Raw genomic sequence first — 24,737 nt, 5'->3', positions numbered from 1 at the left:
TTCTCACTTCGTGATGTCCTTTCGAACTCCCCTCTGGCCGCTTCAACGATCCGATTACTTCAGTTCCAGCGTCACCGCTGGCAACCTTGCCACTTGCTTTGTTTCGCGTAACAACGCCCAGTCTTTCACCCTTTGGAAGACTCAAATTCATGAGCCATATTCACCATTCAAGGTGCGCGTACAGTATATAAAAAATTGCTAGTGCAAGCCTACTTACGAAAATCCTCGCGGATTTTCTATTCGGTTTTTATTTATTTGCTAAATTACGTGCTTAAACCACTCAACAAACCATATACAACAACGTTATGTGGGAATGCTCTAGTCTGATGGAAAAAGTACTTAAGATTTTGAATATCCTTTGTTTTATTTTACTTTCATTCAATAGTCTTTTTGCTCAAAATCTATTGGAAACCCCATTTAGAAACAGATCCAATCGCAATCAACAACTGTTTGCACTCAATAAAATAAAAACGGTGTATCTCTGTTCAGAAATACAAGTTTCGGGAAACGATGAAAAATCAATAAAACTTGATACTACTGAAATACATCATTATGACAAAAAAGGTCAACTGATTGAGATCAAACGGTTTTATAGAGGAGGGTTTAGGCGTATTGTGTCAGAATATGATTCGATAGGACGTAGAACTAAGGAAGCTGTATATGATGGATCTTCAAGGATACCAATGGGTTCAGTTACAATCTGGAAATACAACACTAAAGATAACCTTGTTGAACAACATAATGGTTCCAGATATAAAAGAGTAATTCCAAGAAATAAACCAAATGAAGAACATTATTTTGAAGATGCTAATTTAAAACGTGTTACTAAAATGTCTGTTGACGGAACTGGTTCTGTCTATACGGTTAAAGAATTTGATCAGACCAATGCATTGATCAATCACACTATATACGAGCTTGATAGTGAACAGCGCCTTTCAAAAATGAAATCCATGATCAATTCAGAATACCCGACTACCACAAGCTATTTGTATGATAAAAATGGAAGGGAAATAGAAAACATCTATGAGCAAAACTTTGCCGGTGAAGGAGGGTTTAAGAAAAAATTTGAATTAAATGAACAAGGGTTACGATTGCGATTGAGACAATATGATTTAAATGACAAGTTTCTACAATCAGCAGTTTACTTGTATGAGCATTATTAGTGAAATTGAAATCCACATAATATGAGTAGGCGGCCGTAAGGTACTAGGCGTGCCCCTAGTACGCGCTTGGTCACACCACCCAGCGTACCGTCTGGAATTCTAATAGCCTCTGTATCCAGTTTCTCACTTCGTGATGTCCTTTCGAACTCCCATCTGGCCGCTTCGGCGGTCCGATTACTTCAGTTCCAGCGTCACCGCTGGCAACCTTGCCACTTGCTTTGCTTCGGACAATGATTCCCGTGCTTACGGGTCGGGGACGCCCAGTCTTTCACACTTTGGAACACTCAAATTCATGAGCTATATCCACCATTCAAGGCACACACATACAATATAAAATAGTTGGGGTTCAGTGGTTTGCAGGCATTTGTTTTTCAATCCAACTTTTTCAACGGTGGATACGAACGCGCTCCGAAAACCCAACCGTTTCATATTGTCAAATGTTGGCAGTAATGGTAAAGCGACACCCACCCGAAATTAAGACACCAAACGACACGAGCCACACAATTCCACATCTCAACCCCAATTTGGTTACAAATGACCTTGATTTGGAAACATTTACTTTTTAAAGAATGACAAATTTTGCATTGTAAAACTTAAAAAATAAAATGATGCGAAAAGTAAAATTCAAAAACAGAAATTGGGACACAGTAGCCAATCTTCATTTGCCCGACAATTTTGATGAAACACAAAATTATTCGGCTATTGTTTGCGTTCATCCGGGAGGTAGCGTAAAAGAACAAACCACAGGTTTGTATGCAGGGAAACTTGCCAAAAAAGGATTTATTGCTTTGGCTTATGACGCTTCTTTTCAAGGGGAAAGCGGTGGTGAACCAAGATATTTGGAAGACCCAACCATCCGTGTAGAAGACATATGCTATGCCGCAGATTATCTTACTACATTAAGTTTTGTAGATAAAAACCGTATCGGTTTATTGGGCATTTGTGCAGGCGGTGGTTACGCTGCAAAGGCTGCATTGAAAGAAAGAAGAATAAAAGCAGTGGCAACAGTTTCAGGAATTAATATGGGCAGAGCCTTCAGAGAAACAAATATTTTAGAAACATTAGAAGCTGTTTCCTCGCAACGAACTGCGGAAGCCAACGGAGCAGAGCCAATGATTACAAATTGGACGCCCAATTCTTCCGAAGAAGCAAAAAAAGCAGGCATAAACGAATTTGATATGTTAGAAGCTATTGATTATTACAGAACGCCAAGAGGCGAACACCCTACTTCAAACAATAAATTGCTTTTTGCAAGTATGGCGAACTTAATAATGTTTGACGCTTTTCATCTTGCCGAAATTTTGCTTACGCAACCTTTGTTGGTTATTGTAGGCAATAAAATTGGTGGTTTCGGTTCATATAGAGACGGTTTTGACTTATACAAAAAAGCCGCTTCCAAAAACAAAAAAATCCATGTTGTAAATGGTGCGGGTCATTATGATTTATACGATGGACCAGAAGCAACAGCAAAAGCATTGGATGAATTAGTTCCATTTTTTCAAGAAAATCTTTTACAGGAATAATGACAATTTTTCTGAAAATAATTGGAGGGGTTTTACTAATCGCAGGTTGGGTTCTAACATACAAGCCCAACTTAATTAGCAAAATTCCTTTACCAGAAAATCCATATCAAATAATTGAAATGCGGGTTAAATGGGGTTTTCTAATGGGTTTGGGTATTCTATTGATTTTTTTCAATCAATGGAGTAATTGGAAACAAACGGTGTTTGCTTCATTGTTTTTTCTGACTCTGGGAATTGTTTTTGCCAGATTATTCGGGTTTGTGTTAGACGGATTTTTTTCAAAACAATTATTATGGCTAACTATAGAAATTGTTGCATTAATCATCTTTGGAATTTTATATATATATGCAGACAATTAATTCTTTATCCGAATTTCATCGTTTACTTTCCATTCCACCGCCTTTGCATCCATTGGTAAGTGTGGTTTTGGTTTCAGAAATACACGCTGTAAATTCTGATGTGTGGCAACATTTTTCTACCGATTTTTATACAATTTCTCTGAAGAATAATATCCAATCCAAAGTAAAATATGGGCAACAATATTATGACTTTGATAAGGGAACAATGACTTTTATTGCACCTAAACAAGTCCAAACTGTTGAAGTAGATACAACCAATGTTTATGAAACCATTGGAACAGGATATGTATTAATCTTTCATCCTGATTTTTTGAAAAAACACCCATTGCAAAGCTCAATCAAAAATTATGGCTATTTTTCATATTCCCTAGATGAAGCATTGCACCTTTCGCAACGGGAAGAGCAAAATATTGTTGATATTTTTCAAAAAATAGAAAAAGAATACCAGCATATTGACAAACACACACAAGACATAATTCTGTCGCAAATTGATTTGCTATTGAACTATTGCAATCGTTTTTACGAACGCCAATTTATTACCCGAAAAGCCGTAAACAATAATTTGCTTGCAAAAATGGAAGAACTTTTGAACGATTATTTTAGTAACACAGAAACTTTAAATAGCGGATTACCAACAGTTGAATATTTAGCTAATCAACTCAATTACTCCGCAAATTATTTAAGCGATATGTTGCGTTTGCTGACGGGACAAAACGCCCAACAACACATTCACGAAAAACTCATTGAAAAAGCAAAAGAAAAACTTTTAACGACAAATTTATCCGTAAGCGAAATTGCCTATGAATTAGGTTTTGAACAACCACAATCGTTCAACCGACTTTTTAAAAAGAAAACCGAAATATCGCCTTTGAAGTATAGACAATCGTTTAATTAAATTTATCCTTCCCAACTTTTTTATTTTTTCAGCAGACACAGCAGATAACAGAAAGCCACACACTTCTAATCGAGTAGACGGCTGGCTACCAATCGGTAGCCAGTGCGCCCCTGGAACGCCAGCCCGGTCACACCACCCAGCGTACGGACTAGGCGTCCCTGATCTCGTACTGGGCGGTTCGTCAAGCATAGCATAGTCGCTCTTTACACCAACTATACCTTTGCCGTAGTTTAAGATAGGGCTAGCATAGCCTCCCTATCGAATTTTGGGCAACTCAACGTTCAGCCCTTCCCTCTCCCGTGAGTCCTCTGCCTCTCTTTGGCAGCTCGTTTCCCGATCGGGTACTATGACCTCTGCCGGCAGGCGTCCCTGTGACTTCTCAGCTCCGTTTCCAGAATCCCCTCCCCTACAGCTCATCGCTAAAATTGTCTACTAGACAATTTCTTTACGCTCTGCCCTCTCGGTAAGGTGAATATCCCGCTGCCACGGTGGCTTGTATCTATCCCTGCTGAATCTACTATTTCGGCACTGTCCCTAATCTAAAGCCAGGGCTTTGGACTTCGCCGACGGGGACGCCCAGTTCTAATAGCCTCTGTGTCCAGTTTCTCACTTCGTGATGTCCTTTCGAACTCCCATTTGGCCGCTTCAACGATCCGATTACTTCAGTTCCAGCGTCACCGCTGGCAACCTTGCCACTTGCTTTGTTTCGTGTAACGACTCCCGTCCTTACGGGTCGGGTATTCTTAACCGATGGCAACTTTGAACAAAATAATCGCCGCATCGCAGGTGCAATTTGGCTCAAGTACTTCTAAAGCCAAAATCCTTTAGCAAGAGAAACCGCCTGTTCGGAAACTCAACCCCTCCATTCAGAAAGTAAGCCAAACTAGCTATAGTTAGCAGCTATACTTTCGCACTATTCTCTAATTAAAAATTATACATAATGCAGAAAGTAAACGTATTGCAGAAATTCAATCTACTACACATCTTCTTCTTAAGCCTGTTCATGGGACTTGTTATAACCTCATGCTCAGATGATGATGAACCTTTGCCAGGTGAAATAACCGTAACACTAGACGACATCGCCCTTAGCCTTCCAGAAGTTTATGAGCCTTCTGGAACTGGAAGCCTGCAACTTGCCAAGCTTTCAGACTACTTAACAGTCAGTTCTTCAGACGGATCGGATGTGACCGTAACTTATACGGTCGTTTCCCAGTCGATAGAAAATTTGCTTTCTATTTCAGGAGAATATCTCATGTTGAACGAAGACATCGAGCTCGATTATGAAACAATCTCAAGTATCAGCGCCGTGATCAAGGCCACAGCTGGAGACGTTTCCGAGACCGCTGCTGTTACCCTCACCATCACAGACGTATATGAAGGAACTTGGACAGTAAGCGAAATTATGCTAGCAATTGATGAAAACCCTACCGAAACCACATTGGACACTGTCAAACTAGAAGGCTATGACGAGGCTGTTGATGGAACACTATCGTATGCGCTAAGCAACGAAAGCCCATCTGGAGCTTTACAAATTAGCGAAGAGGGAATCATTACTGTAAAAGACACAGCATTATTCGATTTTGAAACCAACCCTACTATTACAGCGACAGTTGAGGTAAGTAGCTCAAAACTATATACACAATCGGCAACCATTACCATCAACTTGGTCGATGTATATGAGCCTTCTTGGACCATTGCAGATTTTGAACTGACCATAGATGAAAACCCTGGAGAAGATGACGACGAACTAGGAAGCATTGAATTAGTAGGGTTCAACCCTGAAAAAGATTCGGACAAGTTCACCATGCAATTGATAGAGGAATCGCCAGCTGGTGCAATTAATCTTTATGAGGATAAAATCTATTTGACAATAAAAGACCCATCTCTTTTCGACTTTGAAACCAACCCAACCATTACGGCGAAAATTCAAATCACTGATGAAAACGGATACACTCAAACGGGTAATATCACTATCAACTTGAACGATGTGTATGAGGTAACTTGGTCTGTTACCGATCTTACCAAAACGATAGACGAAAACCCAACTGCTTCAACCGCATTAGGATACATCTCTCTTCAGAACTTTGACCCTACAGTTCATGGAAGCATATATGAGGTTACGTACGAGCTTATCAACCAGGAACCGGCTGCGGCATTTGGAATGGACTGGAATTCAGGGAGTGCTATAATTGTAGAAAACCCAGCCGTATTCGATTATGAAACCAACCCAACGCTTACTGCCCAAGTGCGTGTGACCGATGCGAACGGAGGCTCTCAAACAGCAAATATTACGATCAATTTGAATGATGTAGATGAAGGGCCAAGCTGGACCATTGCAGATTTTGAACTGACCATAGATGAAAACCCTGGAGAAGATGACGACGAGTTAGGAAGAATTGAATTAGTAGGGTTCGATTCTGATAAAGATTCGGAAAATTTCACCATGCAATTGATAGAAGAATCGCCAGTTGGTGCAATTGAGCTTTTTGAGGAAAAAATCTTTTTGGCTGTAAAAGATCCCTCTCTCTTCGACTACGAAACCAACCCGACCATTACGGCGAAAATTCAAATCAGCGATGAAAACGGATATACCCAAACTGGCAACATCACCATCAATTTGAACGATGTAGCTGAAGCAAGTTGGACAGTCAACGACTTTGAAGTGACTATTGACGAAAACCCTACCGAAAATGAACTAGGTAGTTTATCCTTGCAAGGATATAATCCAGTCAATGATGGAATGATTACTTATGCGCTTTCAAACGTGTCTCCTGCAACAGCACTGAAGCTCGTTAGCCAAACTGGGGTAATGTATGTACATGTAAATAATGCTTCTCTTTTCGATTATGAGACCAACCCTACTATCACGGCAACGGTTACGGCAACTGATGCGAACGGAGCTTCAAACTCTGCAAACATCACCATCAATTTGAACGATGTAACTGAAGGAGGTCAGTGGACGTTATCAGAAAATATTTGGGCGTCAATAAATGAAAACCCTGAATCAGGTGATTTTATTACGCAGATAATGGTACCGGGTTACGATCAAAGTGTTGATGGCACCCTGACCTACGTATTGAGCAATTTGTCACACCCGAATGCGGCAACACTTACGCCATTTGGTGGATTGGTCAATATATATGTGGATGATGCTTCACTATTCGATTATGAAACAAACCCGACCATAACAGGTACTCTTACTGTTACCGATGGCAACGGAATATCAAAATCGGCAAACCTAACAATCAATGTACGTTATGTTGATGCAGTGATCAATATTCCTGATGCTAACTTTAAAAATGCGTTACTTGCTAATTCAGCTATTAACACAATTGACGATAATGAGATCACAGAGTCTGAAGCAACAAACTTTACAGGAACTCTTTCTGCAACAAATAGCTCAATTTCAGATGTTACAGGAATAGAATACTTTATCAATGTTACTGGGATTAGTTTGTTTGGTAACAATTTGACATCAATAGATTTATCAAATAACACAAAAGTCACTCAACTTCTCATTGAATCAAATGACTTAACTACTATTGATATATCAAACTTAACTCAATTAGTTGATTTCAAAGGCCATTCAAATAGTTTTACCTCTGTAAATATTGCCAATGGAAACAATGGTAACATGACGAGAATGCAGCTTCAAAATAATCCAAATTTAACTTGTATAAAAGTAGATGCTATGCCTGTTCCGTATAATGGCTGGGTTAAAGACGCATCTGCAAGTTATAGCATTACAGATTGTGATTAAAAATCACATCTTTCCATAAAAAACTACTCGTAACCAAGCAATACCAAGGTTGAATCAATCCACGAAGAGGCTGCCGTTTGGCGGCCTCTTTTTTTACTAATCCTCTATTTATGTCTAAATGCATTTACAGACTATTCGGGGAAATTGTTCTGCTATTTTAGGCCAAATATCTATTTTTGAACCCATGAAGCTCATAATCATTTTTGTGCTACATATAGCAACACTTTCTACCGTTTTTTGCCAACACCCTCTTTCTATCAATATTTCTGAAAGTGATGGCTTGCCCGATATAGAATTTTATGATATCATAAACGATGCAGAAGGCTACTTTTGGTTCGCCTCTAGAAGCGGACTCTACCGATACGACGGCAAAGAGTATAAGCACTTTACAAGCCAAAATCAAAAAGGGTTATCCGTTTTTTCTTTAGTAAGAGACGAGAGCTTAGGACGGACTTGGTGCGTAAACCTCCACGGGCAGGTTTTGTACACACAAGGCGATTCGCTCAAAGAATTTGCCGACCTACACCAGGAACTTAAGGGAAGCCTCGCCGACCTATACATAATTGAGAAAGAGCTGTATGTAGTATGGTCGGAAGGAATACTTGTTTTTGATATTGATACCGAAAAAAGAGTATTTTTCTGTAAAACAACCAAAACCAGTTCGGCAAAGGTTGGACAAAAAATATATATCCTCGACTACGATGGGGACTTTTATTCCTTTAATCAGCATCATGTATTAAAACTAGAGGGCTCTTATAGGGAAGAAAAACTACGAGCAACTGCTCTTTTCTTTACCTACCAAAACACATCTTTTATTACCTTTTCAAGAAGAGAGCATCGCAGTTTTTTCAAGCTTGAAGATAATAATGAAAAACCCTTGGAGGAATTCAAGGAATTACTTTCTGTATCAAAAATCATCCGTGTAAAGGAGATAGATGGTAAACTTTGGTTTGCCACCAGCAATGGAGTGTATGTATACCGCACAGAAAACAATCAAAACTGGATACTAGAATCAACCTATTTCCCCGACGACATTGTGAGCGATATGCTCAAAGACCAAGATGGGAATTATTGGTTCACCACCCTCCAAAATGGAATATATGTAATTCCCAACATCCACATCAAACAGTTGCCCAACTTAGGGATAGAGGGGAATATATCGTGCTTAGAATACATTGGTAAAAAAAACGTGGCAGTAGGTACTACAAACGGCATGATATATTTACTAAATATTCAAACAAATTCTGCCCAAACGATTGATTTGGTATCTTCTAAAAGTGTGAACAGAATACTCTACGACCCCTCCACCCAGCATTTGTTCATAAGCACAAACAGCCGTATGAGTTATTCATACAACCTTACCACTCGTAAGCTAACGGACGAAGGAAACCGTTTTGCCGTAGCTAAAGGGTTTGAGCTTATAGGACAAGACATAGTTTACCTTACCTACAACAAAGCATTACTTTATCAAAATATATATTCCCCCAGCCCCTCTACCAAAATAATAGAAAACAAACGTCCTTATTCGGTGATAAGCGACCAGAAAAACAACACTACCTATATTGGATATATCGACCAATTGATGAAGTATGACAGCTTATGGAATGCCTCTCCTATTTTTTTCAAAGGCGAACCTTTCCAAGCAACACACTTGGTAAAAACAAAAGATGGTACTATATGGGGAGCAAACAGTCATTTAGGATTGCTTGGAATAACAGATGGCGAGGTAACAAAAACATTCACCCAAAAAGACGGGCTAGTAGGCAAGGATATCTCTAACCTTTGCTCGGTAGGCAACTCTATTTGGATAAGCTCTAAAAACCAACTGCAAAAAATAGACATGGAATCTGGCGAGGTAGCAACCCTTACGCAACAAGACGGACTAAACAACTTTATCACAAGCATGGCTTTCACTGATAGTTTGTTAGTTTTTTCCTCTCGCAAAAACCTATATACAATCCCTGTCTATTTCCAAGGTCTGTTCAAAAACAGAAAAATACCTGAAGTGTACTTCACCAAAGTGACCATAGGTGACCAAGACACTACCCTCCATAAAGAGTTTACCCTGCCTTATGACAGAAACTCCTTAGCATTTTCCTTTCATGCCAATGGGTATCAATCAGGGAAGTACTTAAAATATGCCTATAAATTAGAGGGTTTCGATACCACTTGGCAAAAAACACAACAAGGTGTTGCATTTGTGAAGTACAATAGCTTACCTGCAGGAAGCTATTCTTTTAAGGTAAAAACCGTTATGGGGGTAAACAAAGAAAGTAGCACCACTAAGCAAATCGACATCAAAATCAAAATCCCTTTTTGGAAAGAGTGGTGGTTCATTACCCTCTGTGTATCATTTTTGAGTATTTCTTTAGTATTCTATTTCCAAAAGAAAGTGAGGAGGCACGAAAAGAAACAGATGGTAGAATACGACAAGCTGCTTCAAGAAAAAAGGCTGAGTAAACTAAAACTTGAGAACCTTCGCTCTCAAATGAACCCTCATTTCATTTTCAATGCACTCAATTCTATCCAAGACTACATCATCCACAACGAAAGAGAGCTTGCCAGCTCGTACCTAGTTAAGTTTTCACGTCTCATTCGTATGTACTTAGAGCATAGCCAAAAAAATGAAGTGACCCTAAAGTCAGAAATAGATGCCCTCACCTTTTATCTGGAGCTTGAAAAAATACGCTTTGAGGAAGAAATGGAGTATGAGTTAAATATTGACAAAAAACTCAATACCAACTACCTGATGGTACCTTCTATTTTTATACAACCTTATGTAGAAAATGCTATTAAACATGGGCTTTTGCACAAAAAAAACAACAGGTTGCTGAAGGTGAATTTTTACATGGACGAAAACCTCAATAGGCTTGTTTGCACCGTGGAAGACAATGGGATAGGTAGAGAAATGTCAAAAAAAATAAACCAACAAAAAAACCGACCCGCTTCTTTTGCTACCAAAGCCAACCAAGAGCGTATAGACTTATATAACGCTAGCCATAAAACCCATATCAAAGTAGAAATAAAAGATTTAATAGAAAAAAAAGAACCTAAAGGTACTTTGGTCAGCATCCTTATACCCATTGAACAGAGAACAAGATGAACAGTATTATCATAGATGACGAAAAAAAAGCGAGACATCTCCTCACTCACCTCATACACGAAAACTGCCCATCTATCCAGCAGATATTGGAAGCTTCTAACCTAGAGGAAGGCGTGCAGCTGATAAAAAAAGAAAAGCCAGACATCGTGTTTTTGGACATTGAAATGCCTAAAATACATGGTTTGCAAATCCTCGATTTCTTTGATGGACCTGTCAACTTCCAAATCATTTTCACAACTGCATACAATGAATATGCAATTGAAGCTTTCAAATTATCAGCCATTGACTACCTCCTCAAACCTATCGATATCAATGAGCTAAAAACCGCGGTACAGAAAGCAGAAGAGGCGATCCAAAAACATGAATTGAATTCTCGTCTCGAAATTCTCCAAAAAAACATACAGCAGCTGTCCGTAAACAAAATCGCTTTAGAGGTTCCGCGTGGGGTTTTGTTTGTGGCACATGATGATATCATCTTGCTTAAAGCCGATGGCATGTACACCAAAATTTACCTGAAAAACAAAGATACAACACTGATTACCAAGCCTCTAAAATTCTTTGTAGAACAACTAGAAAACCGATCTTTATTTTTCAGATGTCATAGGTCTTTCTTAATAAACCTCAAATACATTAAAGAGCTATCGAACACAGAAACTGGCTACATCATCATGGAAAATGAGGAAATTGTACCTATTTCCAAGTCTAGAAAAAAGGAGTTCTTAAAAGTAATTCATGATATTTTTTGGTAGAACTACCTTCCCTCAACAGCGAGGCTTGCCTTGCTGGGCAAATTTCACTTATAAACAAAATTTCTCAATACTCGCCATCCAATGCGAAAATCGGCTTATTGGTCATCCATTGGCCACGGGTGAAGTCTGGGAAATCGACAGAGTCGCTGCCATCGGCAATAGACATTTCTGAAAGTGGGGTGATGGCACTCCAAGCAGCGGCATCATAGGCATCCATTGGGGTTGGGGCTTTTCTTTTGATGGATTCTACAAAAGCATGAACCACAAACCAGTCCATGCCGCCATGGCCAGCGCCTTCTGCTTTGCTTGCATGGTTTTTCCACAGCGGATGCTGATATTCCTCAAAATACTTGTCGGTACTTTCCCAATTATGCGCCGGGCTTACCCCTTCTAGGTGCAAAGATTTGTTCACATCCATCCAAATTCCTTTTGTACCCTGCACCCTGAAACCTAGTGCATACGGCCTAGGTAAGTTGGTGTCGTGGGAAACAATAATGGACTCTTCGTTGGCTGTTTTTATTACTGTAGTAATCACATCTCCAAGCTTAAAGTTGACCTTGGCATTTGGGTGGTCTTCTCCCCCATTTTCCACAATATAATTATGCAACCCCCTCGCTTTGGAAGCGGTGGAAGTCAAGGAAACAAAACGGTTTCCCCTATTTATGTTCAAGTATTCTGCCACGGGTCCAATTCCATGCGTGGGGTAAATATCACCATTTCTATTTACCGAGTGCAAGGTTCTCCATTTAGCCTCCGAATACCCTTTTTTCCCAAATTCTACCCCTTTGCCATAGGCAGATTTCCCATCGTTAAACTTCACTCCCCTCAGGTCGTGTTGGTAGCCACATTCCGCATGGATCAATTCTCCAAACATTCCCTTTCTCACCATATTCAGCACCGCCATCACATCGGGGCGGTAACAAACATTTTCCAAGATCATGCAAGGCATCCCCGTTTCTTCATAGGTATTTACCAAATCCCAGCATTCGGCAAGGGTGTTGGCTGCTGAAACTTCCACGCCTGCATATTTCCCTGCCTTCATGGTCGCTACGGCCATTTTGGTATGCCACAGCCAAGGCGTAGCGATGATCACGCCATCTATATCATCGCGGTTTAGCATATTTTTAAAATCCCACTCATCTTTCCCATACACCGCCGGCTCTTTTTTTCCCGCTTTTTTGATGATCTCCTTTGCTTTTTCAACGCTTTCCGGATCGATATCGCAAATGGCGGTGATGGTCACATCATCTCTGATTGCCGCTAATGATACATGGTTCCTGCCCCTCATTCCAGTGCCTATAAAAGCAAGACGCACCTTCCTGTCATCTTTTCCAAATAAAATATTGGGCGTACCCAAGGAAGCTACTAATCCGGCAGCAGCCGTTTTTTTTACAAAATTCCGTCTTGTGAGGTTGTTTTTCATTTCATTAAATAGAGTAAATGTGAAAATGTAATTGTTGTATGACCAAGATACCAAAAACAATCACATTTCGGCAATGAGCTTCAAAACCTCCTTTGTAAACAAAATTGCAATAGGCTACGAGGCAGGCGAGTTCTTTTTGATGAAATAGGTACTTAAAAATAAAGGATATAGACCAAGTATTTATGGTCTATATCCTCTATCTTAGGTGGAAAATGGTTTACCTCGTTTATTTCTTAACCTTCTTTCAACTCTTCTCCAACAGCTTCTTTTTCAATTTTCCCTAAAAACTCGAGCCTCAAAAGACTAGAGCTTAATTTAGTAACCTTGATTTCTTCTCCAAACCTCTTCCCTACTCCTTTTACAAGCCCTACTACCAAATCAATCAAGTTTCTTTCGGAAATATATCCCATTTCCATTGCTCCATCTGGCAGCTCGTTGAATGTGAATTTTGGTGGCTTTGACCCTTCCACTTTTGCTCCAATTTTATCATGAACATCATTCATTTTCATTAAAAAATCTTTGGCAGAGCTAGCTCTTTGATAAAAAGCAAAATAGTGTCGGGAAGCAAAATCATTCACCCAGTAATCACCAAAAACATCTGAAAGTTGATTTATGGTCAAACCCTTATGGTCCATAACCGCTTTCAACAAAGCCATTACCTCTTTGTCTTCTGTGTTTTTATGGCTAAAGAAAACTGTCTTTGGGTCGAATCCAGCTTTTTGAAGAACTATTCCCCAATCTTCTGATCCAAAATATTTTTCGTACGTTTCTTTAATTGCTAATGGGATTACTGACTTCATACCTAATGATCTTTATATTATGTTTATTTAAATTGCTACTCCAAAACGTTTTGTTTAATAGCCGTATTTTAAAACTTATCTAAACAAACCTTTATAAAAAATCTATCAAAATACTAGCCACATTAGTATAGTCGCTATTTTCTTTTTCCCCACTTTACAAATACTTACTACTGAAAACCGATCATGCCCTCCCCACTATTTTCGTCACAATACCTTAACTTCCCTTCTTTAAATATTCACTTTATACCTCTTGGTTTGAGTCAAAAAAGTGCATTTTTGAGAATATGAAAAAAACAGAGGTTATTTGTAAAAAAACAAGTTTCGAGCAATGCTTATTGCCCAACTAATTTTTTAGGAAAATGAGGATTCTTTATGCGATACAGGGTACGGGAAATGGCCACTTGAGCAGAGCTCGTGATATTGTACCAATTTTACAAAAAAAAGGAGAGCTCGATTTGTTAGTAAGTGGCTACCAAGCCGACGTTGACTTGCCCTTCGAAGTAAAGTACCGATGCAATGGGCTGAGCTTCATTTTTGGCAAATCTGGCGGAGTGGATCTGCTAAAAACAGTTACCAGTGTCAGCCCAATTACACTCTATGGGGAAATAAAAGAGATCCCTGTAGAAAAGTATGATTTGGTTATCAATGATTTTGAACCTGTTTCTGCTTGGGCTTGCAAACTGAAAAACATTCCATGTATTAGCCTGAGCCACCAGTGTGCTCTTTTCTCACCTAAAACCCCCAAGCCCCAAAAGTTTGACCCAGTAGGCAAAGCCATTTTGAGTAATTATGCTCCCACCACCGCCAATTATGGCTTCCATTTCGATACCTTCGACAAGCAAATTTATACCCCTGTAATTCGCCAACAAATCCGTGAACTACATCCTGAAAACAAAGGGCATTACACGGTGTACCTCCCCTCTTACAGAGACCAAACCTTGGTAGAAAAATTGGGTAAGTTTCCTGCGGCAAAATGGGAAGTATTTTCCAAGCATAACAAAAAACCGCTAGAAACTGGCAATGTGAGCATCAGACCAGTGAACAATGATGGTTTTATAAAAAGTATGACTACCAGCATGGGTGTGCTCTGTGGCGCTGGATTTGAAACGCCAGCCGAAGCATTGTTCTTAGAAAAGAAACTCATGGTAATTCCCATGAAAAACCAATATGAACAACACTGCAATGCGGCTGCACTGGAACAAATGGGCGTCCCTGTTTTGCAAAGCCTAGCGGGAGTAGATGGAAAAATAGAAGAATGGCTAGAAACCTCTGAGGGAGTGAGAGTAAACTACCCTGACATAACCGAGCAAATAATTGATGAATTACTTCAAAAGCATGGAAAATAGCCTTTTCAAGGTTATCAAGACAAAAAGCACCAAAGACGATTGAATGCAAAAAAGCTTACATTCAGGACTCTCCTGCAAACACTTTTTTCATCACTGCTTCCTTATAGGTTTTCCCTATGGGCAGCAATTTATCGCCTATCACTACTTGGCTTCCTTCTATGGCTTTTATATGCCTCACCGAAGCTATGTACGATTTATGGATGCGCATAAATTGATCGGTTGGCAAAATAGTCTCTAGTTTTTTAAGCGACTCGAGTGCTATGATTCGCTCATTTTTTGTAAAATAAGAGACATATTCTTTTAGCCCTTCTACATAAAGAAGTTCATCAAATTGAAGTTTATAGATTCGGTGGTCTGCCCTTACAAGCATGAAATTTTTACCCTGGCGCGTATTTCCCCCTTCTGTGCTACCAGCTTTTCTTTTCAATTCTATTAGTTGAGAAGCTTTGTTCACCGCTTTCAGGAAACGCTCGAAGGGAAATGGTTTGAGAAGGTAATCTACCACATCTAGCTGGTAGCCATCGAGAGCAAATTCTGCGTATGCAGTACTGAAAACCACCAAAGGTTTTTTGTTGGAAGGCAGTGTTTGGAGCAACTCTATCCCGGTAAGATTGGGCATCTGAATATCTAAAAACATGAGATCGACCTCTGTATCTTGGAGGAGCGCAAGGGCTTTGAGCGGATCTTGGAACTTGCCCACTACTTCCAAGTTTGACAACTTGGAGATATAGCTTTCCAGCAGTGTAAGCGCTAGTTTTTCATCATCTACCAATAAACATTTCAATTTTTCCATCCTTCACTTTCTTCTAAAACCTAATTTGCATTGACACGCTAAACTGCCCGTCCATTTTTTTGATAACAAGCTGATGACTGTCGGGGTACAACATCGAAAGTCTCTTTTTCACATTTTCAAGACCTATCCCCCCCACTTTATCTTTCGTAAATTCTGTTTCGGGCAAGCTATTTTTTATTTCGAACTCAAGCTTTTCACTTGTTACTTTCAACACCATATCAACCCATCCCTTGTCAGAACTTTCTATGTGGCTATGCTTGAAACTGTTTTCTATAAAAGGAATCAACAACATGGGCTCTATCATGAGCGAAGTATCTTGCAGCTTAAAAGTTGCTTTTATATTTTCAGAATTTTCTCCCTTAATTTTCTGAAGGTCAATATAGTTTTTGATATAGGTAACCTCTTTCTCTAAAGGTACTTTATCTGCGTTGCAATCATAAATTATATAACGCAAAATATCCGATAGCTTCAAAATCACATCGGGGGCATCGTCCGACTTTATATAGGAGAGCGTGTAGGCATTATTCAGGGCATTGAAAAGGAAATGTGGGTTAATCTGCGATTTCAAAAACTTCATTTCTGCATCCAGTTTTTCATTTCTGAGCAGTACTGCTTCTTTTTCCTTTTTCGCTGCTATCTGCGAAAGCCTGTATGCCACACTTATCACAAAAAGGGACACAAACAAGCTCACATTGAACAGAGACCTGGTACGCATCGCCATCTTAAACATGTCATTCCCCCTTTTTCTAGCAAAAGAATTAAGAGCATCAACCGCTTCACGCTCGCCTCCTTTTGGTCCTCGGAGCGGACGATCAGGAATATCAAATACCCACTTTGCTACCTGAAAATCCGCAAAGTTGAACAACAAAAACAAGATCAGGATAAGGAGAATAGAGCTGATAATAAACAAACCGTATTTTTGTCTTTCATAAAACTTGGGCATCAAAAAAGCCAAGTTGGTGTACACCAATATCATTTGGAAAAGCGTAAGTACGGTACCTCTCAACAATGCTTCTTCTAACGTTAGCCTACCCGACCAAAAAAAGGTGAACAGCGCCAGAAATGCTATCCAAAAATATAAATGAACCAATAAATTTTTTCGAGTTATTGTATAACCAAGCACGTGCGCCCCTTTAGTTTTATAAGTAAGATTAAATCTAAGTCCTTCCGCTATGATCACAAACTTTTTTCAACCAAAGTAAGGAAACCTTCTACCAACTTCTTCAGTTATGAAACTAGACTACATCAACTTGAGCAATTAGATATTAGCATTCTATAGAAAACATCTATGCTTTTGTTATGTTTGTGTTCTTGCAAAAATTAACGACTCTGGAAAACTCAACTCAGTTTTGGCAATAACCCAAAACTCATTTCAACAACTCTTACTCTGAATTAGCGAATAGGTAATAATCTCACCTAGCTGAAGTTTATTTTCTTTAAAAAAGAAGTATGTGGCCACTATTGTTTTCCTTTTTTGGATGCAACTCAGTTGGAAAGGTGAACTATACGCATACTGTTGGAAAACAGTTACTCACTTTTTGAATACCAGTGTTAATTTAACAAAACACATATGATCACACTTGTCCAATTAGAGTATGTTGTTGCCGTGGATACCCACAGGCATTTCGCTACTGCCGCCAAAAGCTGTTTTGTGACCCAGCCTACTTTGAGCATGCAGGTAAAAAAAATGGAAGACTTGCTTGGGGTAACTATTTTTGACAGAAGCCGCCAGCCGGTAATCCCCACGGATGTGGGCAGGGAAATCATAGACCAAGCACGAATTACTATTCGCAACGCACGGAAGCTCAACGAAATAGTAAAGAGCCATGACGAAGAGCTTTCTGGAGAACTAAAAATAGGAATTTTGCCTACCATAGCCCCGTATCTTCTACCTCGCCTCATCAATAGTTTTGTAAAAAAGCACCCAAAAGTTTCTCTGAAAGTGAAGGAAATTATAGCCGAGGAAATCGTAGGTGAGTTAAAAAAAGACCTATTGGATGCCGGGGTAATGGCGACGCCTTTTTATGATAACGAGATACTCGAAAGATCTCTTTTTTACGAAGAAATAATGGTTTATACTAACCCCAAACACCCACTTTTTAAAAGTGATGAAGTTGAGGCTGAGCAACTTTTACAACCAGACCTCTGGCTCATAAGCGATGAACACTGTTTCCATTCGCAAACGGTCAAGCTTTGTAACTACGATTCGCTCCACAACGGAAGCTCATTCAGCTACCAAGGTAGTTCACTGGAAACACTGAGGAAAATGGTAGATACACAAGGCGGGTTCACCTTACTTCCCGAGCTAGCAGCCGCTGAAGTACCCGAACACCAGCAAAACAGGATAAAGCATTTTGATGGAGAAGTTCCTTTGAGAGAGATCAGTCTGGTAACAGTAAGAAACCTTGCAAAGGGCCGGTTACTACACGCTTTGGGGCATCATATAAAAAAATCGGTGGGACAGCAGATGCTGGGAAGGGAAAAAGGATATATAGTTAAGTGGAAAGGGTGATTTGTTTGAATATTTTAATCACAGATTGATAATAAACCAGAGAAGAAGCTATCTTGAAAAGATAGCTTCTCTCATTCAGAAATCATTTTGATTGACCAAATGTATTTTGTACTTTATTCTAATAAATTCGTTTCTTTCAAATAGAATAAGAAAACAAAACATGGCTAGAATTCATTTTGAAGGGTTAAACCCCATAAAAACTTCTATTATAAAAGCACTATCAATAGTCCTATTGCTTTCTTTTATTTTACCTAAAACATTTTCCTCTTTAAGTATTAAAATACGAGCTTTAGGGTTTTCATTATTGCTGATTCAACTCTTTAAAAGGTATTTTCACAAAAACTACATTGACTGGAACAAAAATATGTTGATAATCAAACTAAACTCATTCAAAGACAAATCCATTAACTGGTTTGAAATCACGGGTTTTGAGCTATCAGATTCGACCTTGATAATTTATACACATTTTAATGAGGAAAATAGGTTCGATCTTCAAAACATTGCGAGCGAAGACATTGAGCAGACAAACCAACTTCTGCTCAATTCATTTACAACAACTTAAATCCCACTTTTACGTGATCAAATATTATAAACATTCACCACCTATAACACAAAGAATCCTATGACTCACGAACTTATTATTCAAAACTTACTAGAAGAAAAAACCATAGAAAAAGCGCTTTGCGTTGGAAGCAGCAATTCGGAAGCTATCCAAGAGCTACAGCTCATCCTCTTTGAATTGGGCTATGGAAAAGAACTCAAATGGGCTAAAACAAACGCTACGGGTGTGTATGACAAATGTACCGAAAAAGCGGTAAAGTCATTTGCCAAGAAAAACAACATTTGGTCGGATGGCAAATCGATAAGCGAGCAACTGGCAAAGGTACTCCTCCACCATTACGATATTCTGGACGAAATGCAGATGCTTTATGGGGACATGAAAAATAAGACCGTGAGCATGATCTACACCAAAGGCTCTTCTGCCAAACCGGCTATTTCCTCGCTCCAAACTTTGCTCAACGAAGTTGGTTATGGAGCAGAGCTTAAGTGGGACCAATATCAAAACGATGGTGATTATGGAAACTGCACTTGCGCCGCTGTACAAGCTTTTTCAATTTACAGAGGCTTTAAAGGCGATGGGAATACTTTTGACAGAAAAATGGCAAAATCTCTGTTAAAAGAGCTTGCCTTTGGGTTTGGAAAAGAGTGGTACAAAACAAGAAAAAGTATCCACTTGCAGTCCAAACCTATCGTAAAAGCAACTGAGATAGAAACACTAAAGGAAACCCCTCCTCCTACTTGGAAAGAAACAGAAACGCCAATAGCGACTAGCGAGGTAAAAGTGAGCCAATCGGCACTGGTCACCTATGACAATACCCACTTCACTGGAAAGCAGATCTTGTGCGATATCGATTTCATTCCAGCACTGGAGCGAATCCATAGCTATTTGGTGAAGAACAATATTAAGCTCTTGATCACGAGCTCTTTCCGTACTTCTTCACGTGTAGCAGGTGCGGTGGTTACTCCTGCAAGGATGTCAAACCATATGGCTGGGCACGCCATAGATTTCAATATTAAATATGGTCCAGGTTTTACGAAGTTACTTCGATACAATGACATGAAGCTGCGAAAATTTCCGCCTGAGGCAAATGCTTTTTTTGAAGATGTTAGAAAAGATCCGATGCTGAGATGGGGAGGTGATTTCACCCCCTTTGACCCTATTCATATCGACGATCACCTAAACAAGGACAAAGACAAATGGTTGGCGAGGCACTTGCACGTGCAAGAAGCCAGAGATAAGGGCTGGGCTTGATGTATGAAAAAAAAAAGAAACCCCAAGTAAGAGTCGACACCTCTTACTTGGGGTTTGTCGTCAAAATTAATTGGACATATTATTTGACCGCCTTCATGATTTCTTTAATTATATCCTTGTCATCAAATGGTTTAGCAAAAAAACCAGCTACTAGTTTTTTTGCTATTGCGTTCAATATATCTTCGTTTTTTTCAAAACCAGTCATGACATAACAAGGTAATTCTGGACGAATTTTCTTTAGCTTTTCTATAAATTGCAGACCATCCATTACAGGCATTTGCAAATCACTAACCACCACAGATACCTCAGGGTGCTCCTTTATTTTCTGCAATCCTTCCACTCCATTATTGGCATCCACAATTGTAAACTCCCTACCAAGTAAAGTCTTGAAAATCAATAAATTTACTGGTTCATCGTCCACATAAAGAATTGTTATATCTTTTCTCATAATAAAACAATAAATAGGGCTTAAAAAGCTATTATTCAATAATTCTTGAAGTGTCCCACGGCGTGGCTTTGTTCCAGAACCCGTACATTGTCCTAATCCAAAGGCAATACTACCTTTAGCTGCGTACCTTCTTTTTCTTTTGAATGTATGATGATCTCACCACCGTGTTCATCTATTATTTTGTTAGAAATATACATTCCTAAACCTGTCCCCTTACCAGGAGGTTTGGTGGTAAAGAATGGATCAGTTACCTTAGGCAAATTCTCTTTGCTTATCCCATAGCCTGTATCAGAAATGGTCACTTCCAGTTTGTCAAACACAACCTCGGTAGAAATAGTAATTACCCCTTTATCTTCTATAGCCTGAGCTGCATTTGAAAGGTAATTTAAGAACGCTTGATGTAACTTCCCTTCATTTCCTACCAAGTTAAATGTTGTTTTTGTAAAATCCTTCACAACCTCAATCCTATTTTTAATAGAATTCTCCAACATCACCAAGCAATTATCTATGATATGATAAATATCGCAAGCCGCATGTTTATCAGAGTCCTTCCTACTAAACTGGCTCAAACTAGCAACAATATTTGCAGCTCTTTTCACACCTGTTTTCACCCCACTTATAAGTGGCTGAAGAGACTCATAGTGTTCAGGTAAATTCTCCTTCACATAGTACTCTACTCCAGTTATCCCGCCATGAATAAAATTAAGAGGATTGTTGATTTCATGGGCAACACCAGCTGTCAATACCCCCAAAGATGCCATTTTCTCAGCTTGCACTAGCTGAGCTTGTGTCTCCCTAAGCTGGTTCAGCGCATGCTCTATCTCATCCCGCTGAAATGTGAGGGACTCATTGGCTTGAAACAATTCCTCGTAAGAAGCTTGAAGTTCTTCCGTTCGCTCTTTTACTAAGAGCTCCAGCTCGTTTTTATGTTTTTCAAGCTCTTCCTGAATCTCTTTTATTTCGGTAATATCCTTGGCCACTATGGCAAATTGCTCCCTTTTAGGTGAAACGACCGAAACTATAAAGTGCCTTGCAATTGCTTCATAAAAAATGGTGTAATTATAGCTTTCACCCGTTAAGGCTACACGGCTATATTCTTCTATATGTGAAGGTTTTTCCAAACCGTGCAATTCTGTAACCAACTCGCCTTTCGGATCTTTATCACCCAAATGCAGACTATTTATAAATGCATCATTACAATCGATCAGCCTATAATCTATTACCTCTCCTTGATCATTATAAACCAACTCATATAAGGATACAATATCGGTCATTGCCCCAAATAGAGTTTTGAGTTTCTCTTCATTTTCTACCAATGCCTGGGTAGATTTTTTAAGTTCAGTAACATCATGAACTAAGCCGATCACATATTCCACTTCTCCTGCTTCATTCCGAACAGCACTCGTTGACACCTCAGTATAAATCGTACTTCCATCTTTATGGACAAACCGCCGCTCTATATCGAAACTATCTATTTCTCCTCTTGAGGCTCTGTTGTAGTACTGCATTTTAGCTTTTTCATCGGGATGAATCAATGCTTCCCAATTAAGCTCCATAAACTCTTCACGGGTATATCCCAACATTTCATGGAGCGTATCATTAAACTCAATCCATGTTTTATCGGGAGCGGTAATAGACATGCCTACTAAGCCCAAGTTAAAATAATTTCTAAGCCTTTCCTCACTGGTTTTGAGCGACTCTTCAACTTCCATTCGCTCCAACTCCGTACCTATATTCACAGCAAATAGCTCTAATAGAGACGCTATAAAATTTGTGTCATCGATCGTCTTTTTAAAAAGCGATACTAAAATACCAATAGGTTTATTTTCTTTATTAAAGATGGACACTCCAGTATATCCTTCTATTTCCATATCAACCAACAGTTGATCATCAGGATACAAACTAGTTACATTATCAGGAAAGACACATGATCGCAAATCATCCAATACATTGTCACAAGGAGTGTTTTTTAGATCGTACGTAAGATTCTCCATTATCTTATCTTTATTACACAAAGCAATTGTGTCGATAAACCTTTCCCCCGTAAGTTTTCCTATAAATGTATAATCAGCTTGAATGATTTCATTGAGAAGTAAAACAAGTTTATCGAAATACCCCTTGCCCTTCTCAACCGAAGTTTCTACTATAATTTTCCTGATTGACTGTTCTTGAAATAGGAGTTTCTGTTCAGCTAGCTTTTGTTCTGTTATATTTTTTGAAGTCGCCCAAAAATGGGTAAGCAACCCATTGGAAGTCACTCCATACCAATTATCCAACCCGAAGTACTCTTTATTGTCAGCAAAGGTCACATGCACCTTTGCATTATTTAAACTATAATCACCTTTAATAAACTTTGAAAAATTCTCGTCATAGATTCTCTTTTTTACCAGATCAATATATTTTTTCCCTATTAGCTCTTCTTTGCTGCACCTTCCGAAATTTGCCCAAAATGCCCTATTACAATCCAGAAGTTCAACTTCGTACAACATGTATATCTGCTTCCTCAAAGGCCAATCTATCCTAAACCCTTCAGGAACTTTCCAATAGGCGACAGCATCATTTGAATAATTGATAAAATCTGTATACTGCATTTGAGTTTGCTCCAGCTCTTTTTCTATCAACTTCTGTTCGGTCATATCTTGCTTTGTACCAAGCACCTTGGATGCCCTACCCATTTTATCGTATACTATTTGCCCCACAGAACTTATAAAGAGTTCTTCACCTGTACCTCTACGAAATGCCCTATATTCAAACACAAAGTTTTTTTCGCCATCAATTGCCTTCTCATACCCTTCTTTCACATACTCCAGGTCATCTGGGTGAATACAGTTATAGAAATCATCTAACCTATATTCAGCGCCGTAGTCAAAACCAAAAATCCTACAAAATTCTTTAGACCCAAGCCAGATATCGTTAGCAACATCCAATTCATAACTACCTACTTTGGCCAAACTCTGGGCAATTGCAAGGTTTTGTTCAGTTTTCTTCGCTTCGTTTACCGCTTTTGCAAGCCTTTCATTGGACTCAACCAACTCTTTATTTGCATTTAGTAGTTGCTCTTCTCTAGTAGAAAGCACAAAATTGGTATTTTCCAGTTCTCGCTGAACAGCTAAAAGCTCATCATTTTTACACTGAAGCTCATCATTTAGCGATTCATATTCCTCATACTTTTCCTGAAGCCCTATCTTATCAAGCATTTGCTCGGTAATATCTTGCACGAAACCAATGTTCTTGACCAAATCGCCTTGATCGTTAAACTCCATTTTACCGACACTTCTCAAGTATTTAAGTTCGCCACTAGGAGTGATAATCCTGAAAGTTGAAGGACTAGGTCGATTTTTTGTATATGCCTCTTGGGTTTGGGCTAAAACTCGCTCCCTATCCTCAGGATGGATCATAGCTAAAATTGCTTCAATTGTACCATCAAACCTCTCTTTTTGGAACCCATAGATTTGTAACCATTCGGGAGAAGCATTAAAAACTTGATCATCAGCCAAGTATTCCCAAAGTCCTATCTTAGTCAGGTTATAAGCTTCTTCAGCTAGAAACTCAGTATTTCGCAGCTCTTTTTCTGATTCTTTCTCAAGTGTAACTGCACGGGTAGACCCCACTATTTCTACCTTCTGCGTTAACAGATCTTCTTTACTAGAAAATTCTATTTCAACAATTACTTTCTGTCCTTTTTTATCTAAAAAAACTAATCCTAACAGATGTTTTTGAGCTAATCCCGTAGCCGAAAACTCTGCCAAACAATTAGCAAATGCCTTACGCAAATCGTTGATAGACTCAGGACTTACAATTTCGGTAATTGATAAACTCAGATATTCCTCTTGTGTAAACCCTAATAATTCAAAAATAGAAGGACTTACATACATAAAACGTTCTATTTCCACGTCATACAACCAAAGCACATCTGATGAGTGCTCAACTAACTGGCGGTATAAATCCTCATTTTTCCTCAAGAACATAAAATGTTAAATCCTAAACTTTTTTTACCAATTTAACATTAAATCCTATAGATATCAAAAGAAGTATTTGCCCTATTATGAG

At 39.0% G+C, this 24,737-nt stretch carries 18 protein-coding genes; 11 read left to right on the top strand and 7 right to left on the bottom strand.

Annotation, left to right across the window (positions count from 1 at the left end; all coding sequences use genetic code 11):
- The first annotated feature begins 326 nt into the window (after positions 1–326).
- The 4 genes from R9C00_07885 to R9C00_07870 all read left to right on the top strand — a co-directional run bounded on the left by R9C00_07885 (position 327) and on the right by R9C00_07870 (position 3,940).
- Positions 327–1,163, top strand: coding sequence for a hypothetical protein (locus R9C00_07885; protein WPO37367.1), 837 nt, complete (start codon positions 327–329; stop codon positions 1,161–1,163).
- Between the two features lie 605 nt (positions 1,164–1,768).
- The gene (locus tag R9C00_07880; GenBank protein ID WPO37366.1) at positions 1,769–2,686 is read left to right on the top strand and encodes an alpha/beta hydrolase; all 918 of its coding nucleotides are present in this window, start codon (positions 1,769–1,771) and stop codon (positions 2,684–2,686) included.
- Complete coding sequence (locus R9C00_07875) at positions 2,686–3,045, top strand: DUF4345 family protein (protein WPO37365.1); 360 nt, start codon at positions 2,686–2,688, stop codon at positions 3,043–3,045. Before R9C00_07880 ends, R9C00_07875 begins: the two co-directional genes overlap by 1 nt.
- Positions 3,032–3,940 (top strand): helix-turn-helix transcriptional regulator, encoded by a 909-nt coding sequence (locus tag R9C00_07870; GenBank protein ID WPO37364.1) that lies wholly within the window; start codon positions 3,032–3,034, stop codon positions 3,938–3,940. Before R9C00_07875 ends, R9C00_07870 begins: the two co-directional genes overlap by 14 nt.
- Before the next feature lie 517 nt (positions 3,941–4,457).
- Here the strand turns inward: R9C00_07870 and R9C00_07865 are convergent.
- Positions 4,458–4,721, bottom strand: coding sequence for a hypothetical protein (locus R9C00_07865; protein WPO37363.1), 264 nt, complete (start codon positions 4,719–4,721; stop codon positions 4,458–4,460).
- A gap of 159 nt (positions 4,722–4,880) precedes the next feature.
- On the opposite strand from R9C00_07865, the gene R9C00_07860 reads away from it, so the two are divergent.
- The 3 genes from R9C00_07860 (at position 4,881) to R9C00_07850 (ending at position 11,552) form a co-directional block, all read left to right on the top strand.
- Positions 4,881–7,700: a hypothetical protein gene (locus R9C00_07860; GenBank protein WPO37362.1), complete on the top strand. Its 2,820-nt coding sequence runs from the start codon at positions 4,881–4,883 to the stop codon at positions 7,698–7,700.
- A 184-nt stretch (positions 7,701–7,884) separates the two neighbouring features.
- On the top strand, positions 7,885–10,803 hold the full coding sequence (locus R9C00_07855) for a histidine kinase (GenBank protein ID WPO37361.1): 2,919 nt from the start codon (positions 7,885–7,887) through the stop codon (positions 10,801–10,803).
- On the top strand, positions 10,800–11,552 hold the full coding sequence (locus R9C00_07850; GenBank protein ID WPO37360.1) for a LytTR family DNA-binding domain-containing protein: 753 nt from the start codon (positions 10,800–10,802) through the stop codon (positions 11,550–11,552). The genes R9C00_07855 and R9C00_07850 overlap by 4 nt, the downstream gene beginning before the upstream one ends.
- A 64-nt stretch (positions 11,553–11,616) precedes the next feature.
- Here the strand turns inward: R9C00_07850 and R9C00_07845 are convergent, their stop codons facing one another.
- Together R9C00_07845 and R9C00_07840 are read right to left on the bottom strand one after the other, a co-directional pair.
- Positions 11,617–12,975 carry a Gfo/Idh/MocA family oxidoreductase gene (locus R9C00_07845; GenBank protein WPO37359.1) on the bottom strand — a complete coding sequence of 453 codons (1,359 nt, stop codon included), beginning with the start codon at positions 12,973–12,975 and terminating at the stop codon, positions 11,617–11,619.
- Between the two features lie 233 nt (positions 12,976–13,208).
- Positions 13,209–13,775: a heme NO-binding domain-containing protein gene (locus R9C00_07840; protein WPO37358.1), complete on the bottom strand. Its 567-nt coding sequence runs from the start codon at positions 13,773–13,775 to the stop codon at positions 13,209–13,211.
- Positions 13,776–14,134: 359 nt separating this feature from the next.
- On the opposite strand from R9C00_07840, the gene R9C00_07835 reads away from it, so the two are divergent.
- Positions 14,135–15,121 carry a glycosyltransferase family protein gene (locus tag R9C00_07835; protein WPO37357.1) on the top strand — a complete coding sequence of 329 codons (987 nt, stop codon included), beginning with the start codon at positions 14,135–14,137 and terminating at the stop codon, positions 15,119–15,121.
- 61 nt (positions 15,122–15,182) lie between these two features.
- Here the strand turns inward: R9C00_07835 and R9C00_07830 are convergent, their stop codons facing one another.
- Both R9C00_07830 and R9C00_07825 read right to left on the bottom strand, forming a co-directional pair.
- Positions 15,183–15,914: a LytTR family DNA-binding domain-containing protein gene (locus R9C00_07830; GenBank protein ID WPO37356.1), complete on the bottom strand. Its 732-nt coding sequence runs from the start codon at positions 15,912–15,914 to the stop codon at positions 15,183–15,185.
- Positions 15,915–15,927: 13 nt separating this feature from the next.
- On the bottom strand, positions 15,928–17,004 hold the full coding sequence (locus R9C00_07825; protein ID WPO37355.1) for a sensor histidine kinase: 1,077 nt from the start codon (positions 17,002–17,004) through the stop codon (positions 15,928–15,930).
- A gap of 480 nt (positions 17,005–17,484) precedes the next feature.
- Between R9C00_07825 and R9C00_07820 the strand changes: the two genes are divergently transcribed.
- The 3 genes from R9C00_07820 to R9C00_07810 all read left to right on the top strand — a co-directional run bounded on the left by R9C00_07820 (position 17,485) and on the right by R9C00_07810 (position 20,239).
- The gene (locus tag R9C00_07820) at positions 17,485–18,426 is read left to right on the top strand and encodes a hydrogen peroxide-inducible genes activator (GenBank protein WPO37354.1); all 942 of its coding nucleotides are present in this window, start codon (positions 17,485–17,487) and stop codon (positions 18,424–18,426) included.
- Positions 18,427–18,790: 364 nt separating this feature from the next.
- On the top strand, positions 18,791–18,988 hold the full coding sequence (locus R9C00_07815) for a hypothetical protein (GenBank protein ID WPO37353.1): 198 nt from the start codon (positions 18,791–18,793) through the stop codon (positions 18,986–18,988).
- Between the two features lie 60 nt (positions 18,989–19,048).
- Positions 19,049–20,239, top strand: a complete 1,191-nt coding sequence (locus tag R9C00_07810; protein ID WPO37352.1) for a M15 family metallopeptidase — start codon at positions 19,049–19,051, stop codon at positions 20,237–20,239.
- A gap of 79 nt (positions 20,240–20,318) precedes the next feature.
- Here the strand turns inward: R9C00_07810 and R9C00_07805 are convergent, their stop codons facing one another.
- Positions 20,319–20,660 (bottom strand): response regulator, encoded by a 342-nt coding sequence (locus R9C00_07805; protein WPO37351.1) that lies wholly within the window; start codon positions 20,658–20,660, stop codon positions 20,319–20,321.
- A 119-nt stretch (positions 20,661–20,779) separates the two neighbouring features.
- The gene (locus R9C00_07800; GenBank protein WPO37350.1) at positions 20,780–24,655 is read right to left on the bottom strand and encodes a PAS domain S-box protein; all 3,876 of its coding nucleotides are present in this window, start codon (positions 24,653–24,655) and stop codon (positions 20,780–20,782) included.
- Positions 24,656–24,737 lie beyond the last annotated feature (82 nt).

The sequence above is a fragment of the Flammeovirgaceae bacterium SG7u.111 genome (assembly GCA_034044135.1).
GTDB lineage: Bacteria > Bacteroidota > Bacteroidia > Cytophagales > Flammeovirgaceae.
The sequence above is the reverse complement of the archived record's forward strand: the minus strand, read 5'-3'. Positions and strand labels throughout refer to the sequence as shown.

What these genes read in the sequence shown, in the direction of transcription:
- R9C00_07800 (WPO37350.1), bottom strand. Translation starts at nt 24,655, where the DNA reads ATGTTCTTGAGGAAAAATGAGGATTTATACCGCCAGTTAGTTGAGCAC.
- R9C00_07860 (WPO37362.1), top strand. Translation starts at nt 4,881, where the DNA reads ATGCAGAAAGTAAACGTATTGCAGAAATTCAATCTACTACACATCTTC.
- R9C00_07850 (WPO37360.1), top strand. Translation starts at nt 10,800, where the DNA reads ATGAACAGTATTATCATAGATGACGAAAAAAAAGCGAGACATCTCCTC.
- R9C00_07835 (WPO37357.1), top strand. Translation starts at nt 14,135, where the DNA reads ATGAGGATTCTTTATGCGATACAGGGTACGGGAAATGGCCACTTGAGC.
- R9C00_07875 (WPO37365.1), top strand. Translation starts at nt 2,686, where the DNA reads ATGACAATTTTTCTGAAAATAATTGGAGGGGTTTTACTAATCGCAGGT.
- R9C00_07855 (WPO37361.1), top strand. Translation starts at nt 7,885, where the DNA reads ATGAAGCTCATAATCATTTTTGTGCTACATATAGCAACACTTTCTACC.
- R9C00_07865 (WPO37363.1), bottom strand. Translation starts at nt 4,721, where the DNA reads ATGCGGCGATTATTTTGTTCAAAGTTGCCATCGGTTAAGAATACCCGA.
- R9C00_07845 (WPO37359.1), bottom strand. Translation starts at nt 12,975, where the DNA reads ATGAAAAACAACCTCACAAGACGGAATTTTGTAAAAAAAACGGCTGCT.
- R9C00_07880 (WPO37366.1), top strand. Translation starts at nt 1,769, where the DNA reads ATGATGCGAAAAGTAAAATTCAAAAACAGAAATTGGGACACAGTAGCC.
- R9C00_07810 (WPO37352.1), top strand. Translation starts at nt 19,049, where the DNA reads ATGACTCACGAACTTATTATTCAAAACTTACTAGAAGAAAAAACCATA.
- R9C00_07840 (WPO37358.1), bottom strand. Translation starts at nt 13,775, where the DNA reads ATGAAGTCAGTAATCCCATTAGCAATTAAAGAAACGTACGAAAAATAT.
- R9C00_07870 (WPO37364.1), top strand. Translation starts at nt 3,032, where the DNA reads ATGCAGACAATTAATTCTTTATCCGAATTTCATCGTTTACTTTCCATT.
- R9C00_07885 (WPO37367.1), top strand. Translation starts at nt 327, where the DNA reads ATGGAAAAAGTACTTAAGATTTTGAATATCCTTTGTTTTATTTTACTT.
- R9C00_07815 (WPO37353.1), top strand. Translation starts at nt 18,791, where the DNA reads ATGTTGATAATCAAACTAAACTCATTCAAAGACAAATCCATTAACTGG.
- R9C00_07820 (WPO37354.1), top strand. Translation starts at nt 17,485, where the DNA reads ATGATCACACTTGTCCAATTAGAGTATGTTGTTGCCGTGGATACCCAC.
- R9C00_07830 (WPO37356.1), bottom strand. Translation starts at nt 15,914, where the DNA reads ATGGAAAAATTGAAATGTTTATTGGTAGATGATGAAAAACTAGCGCTT.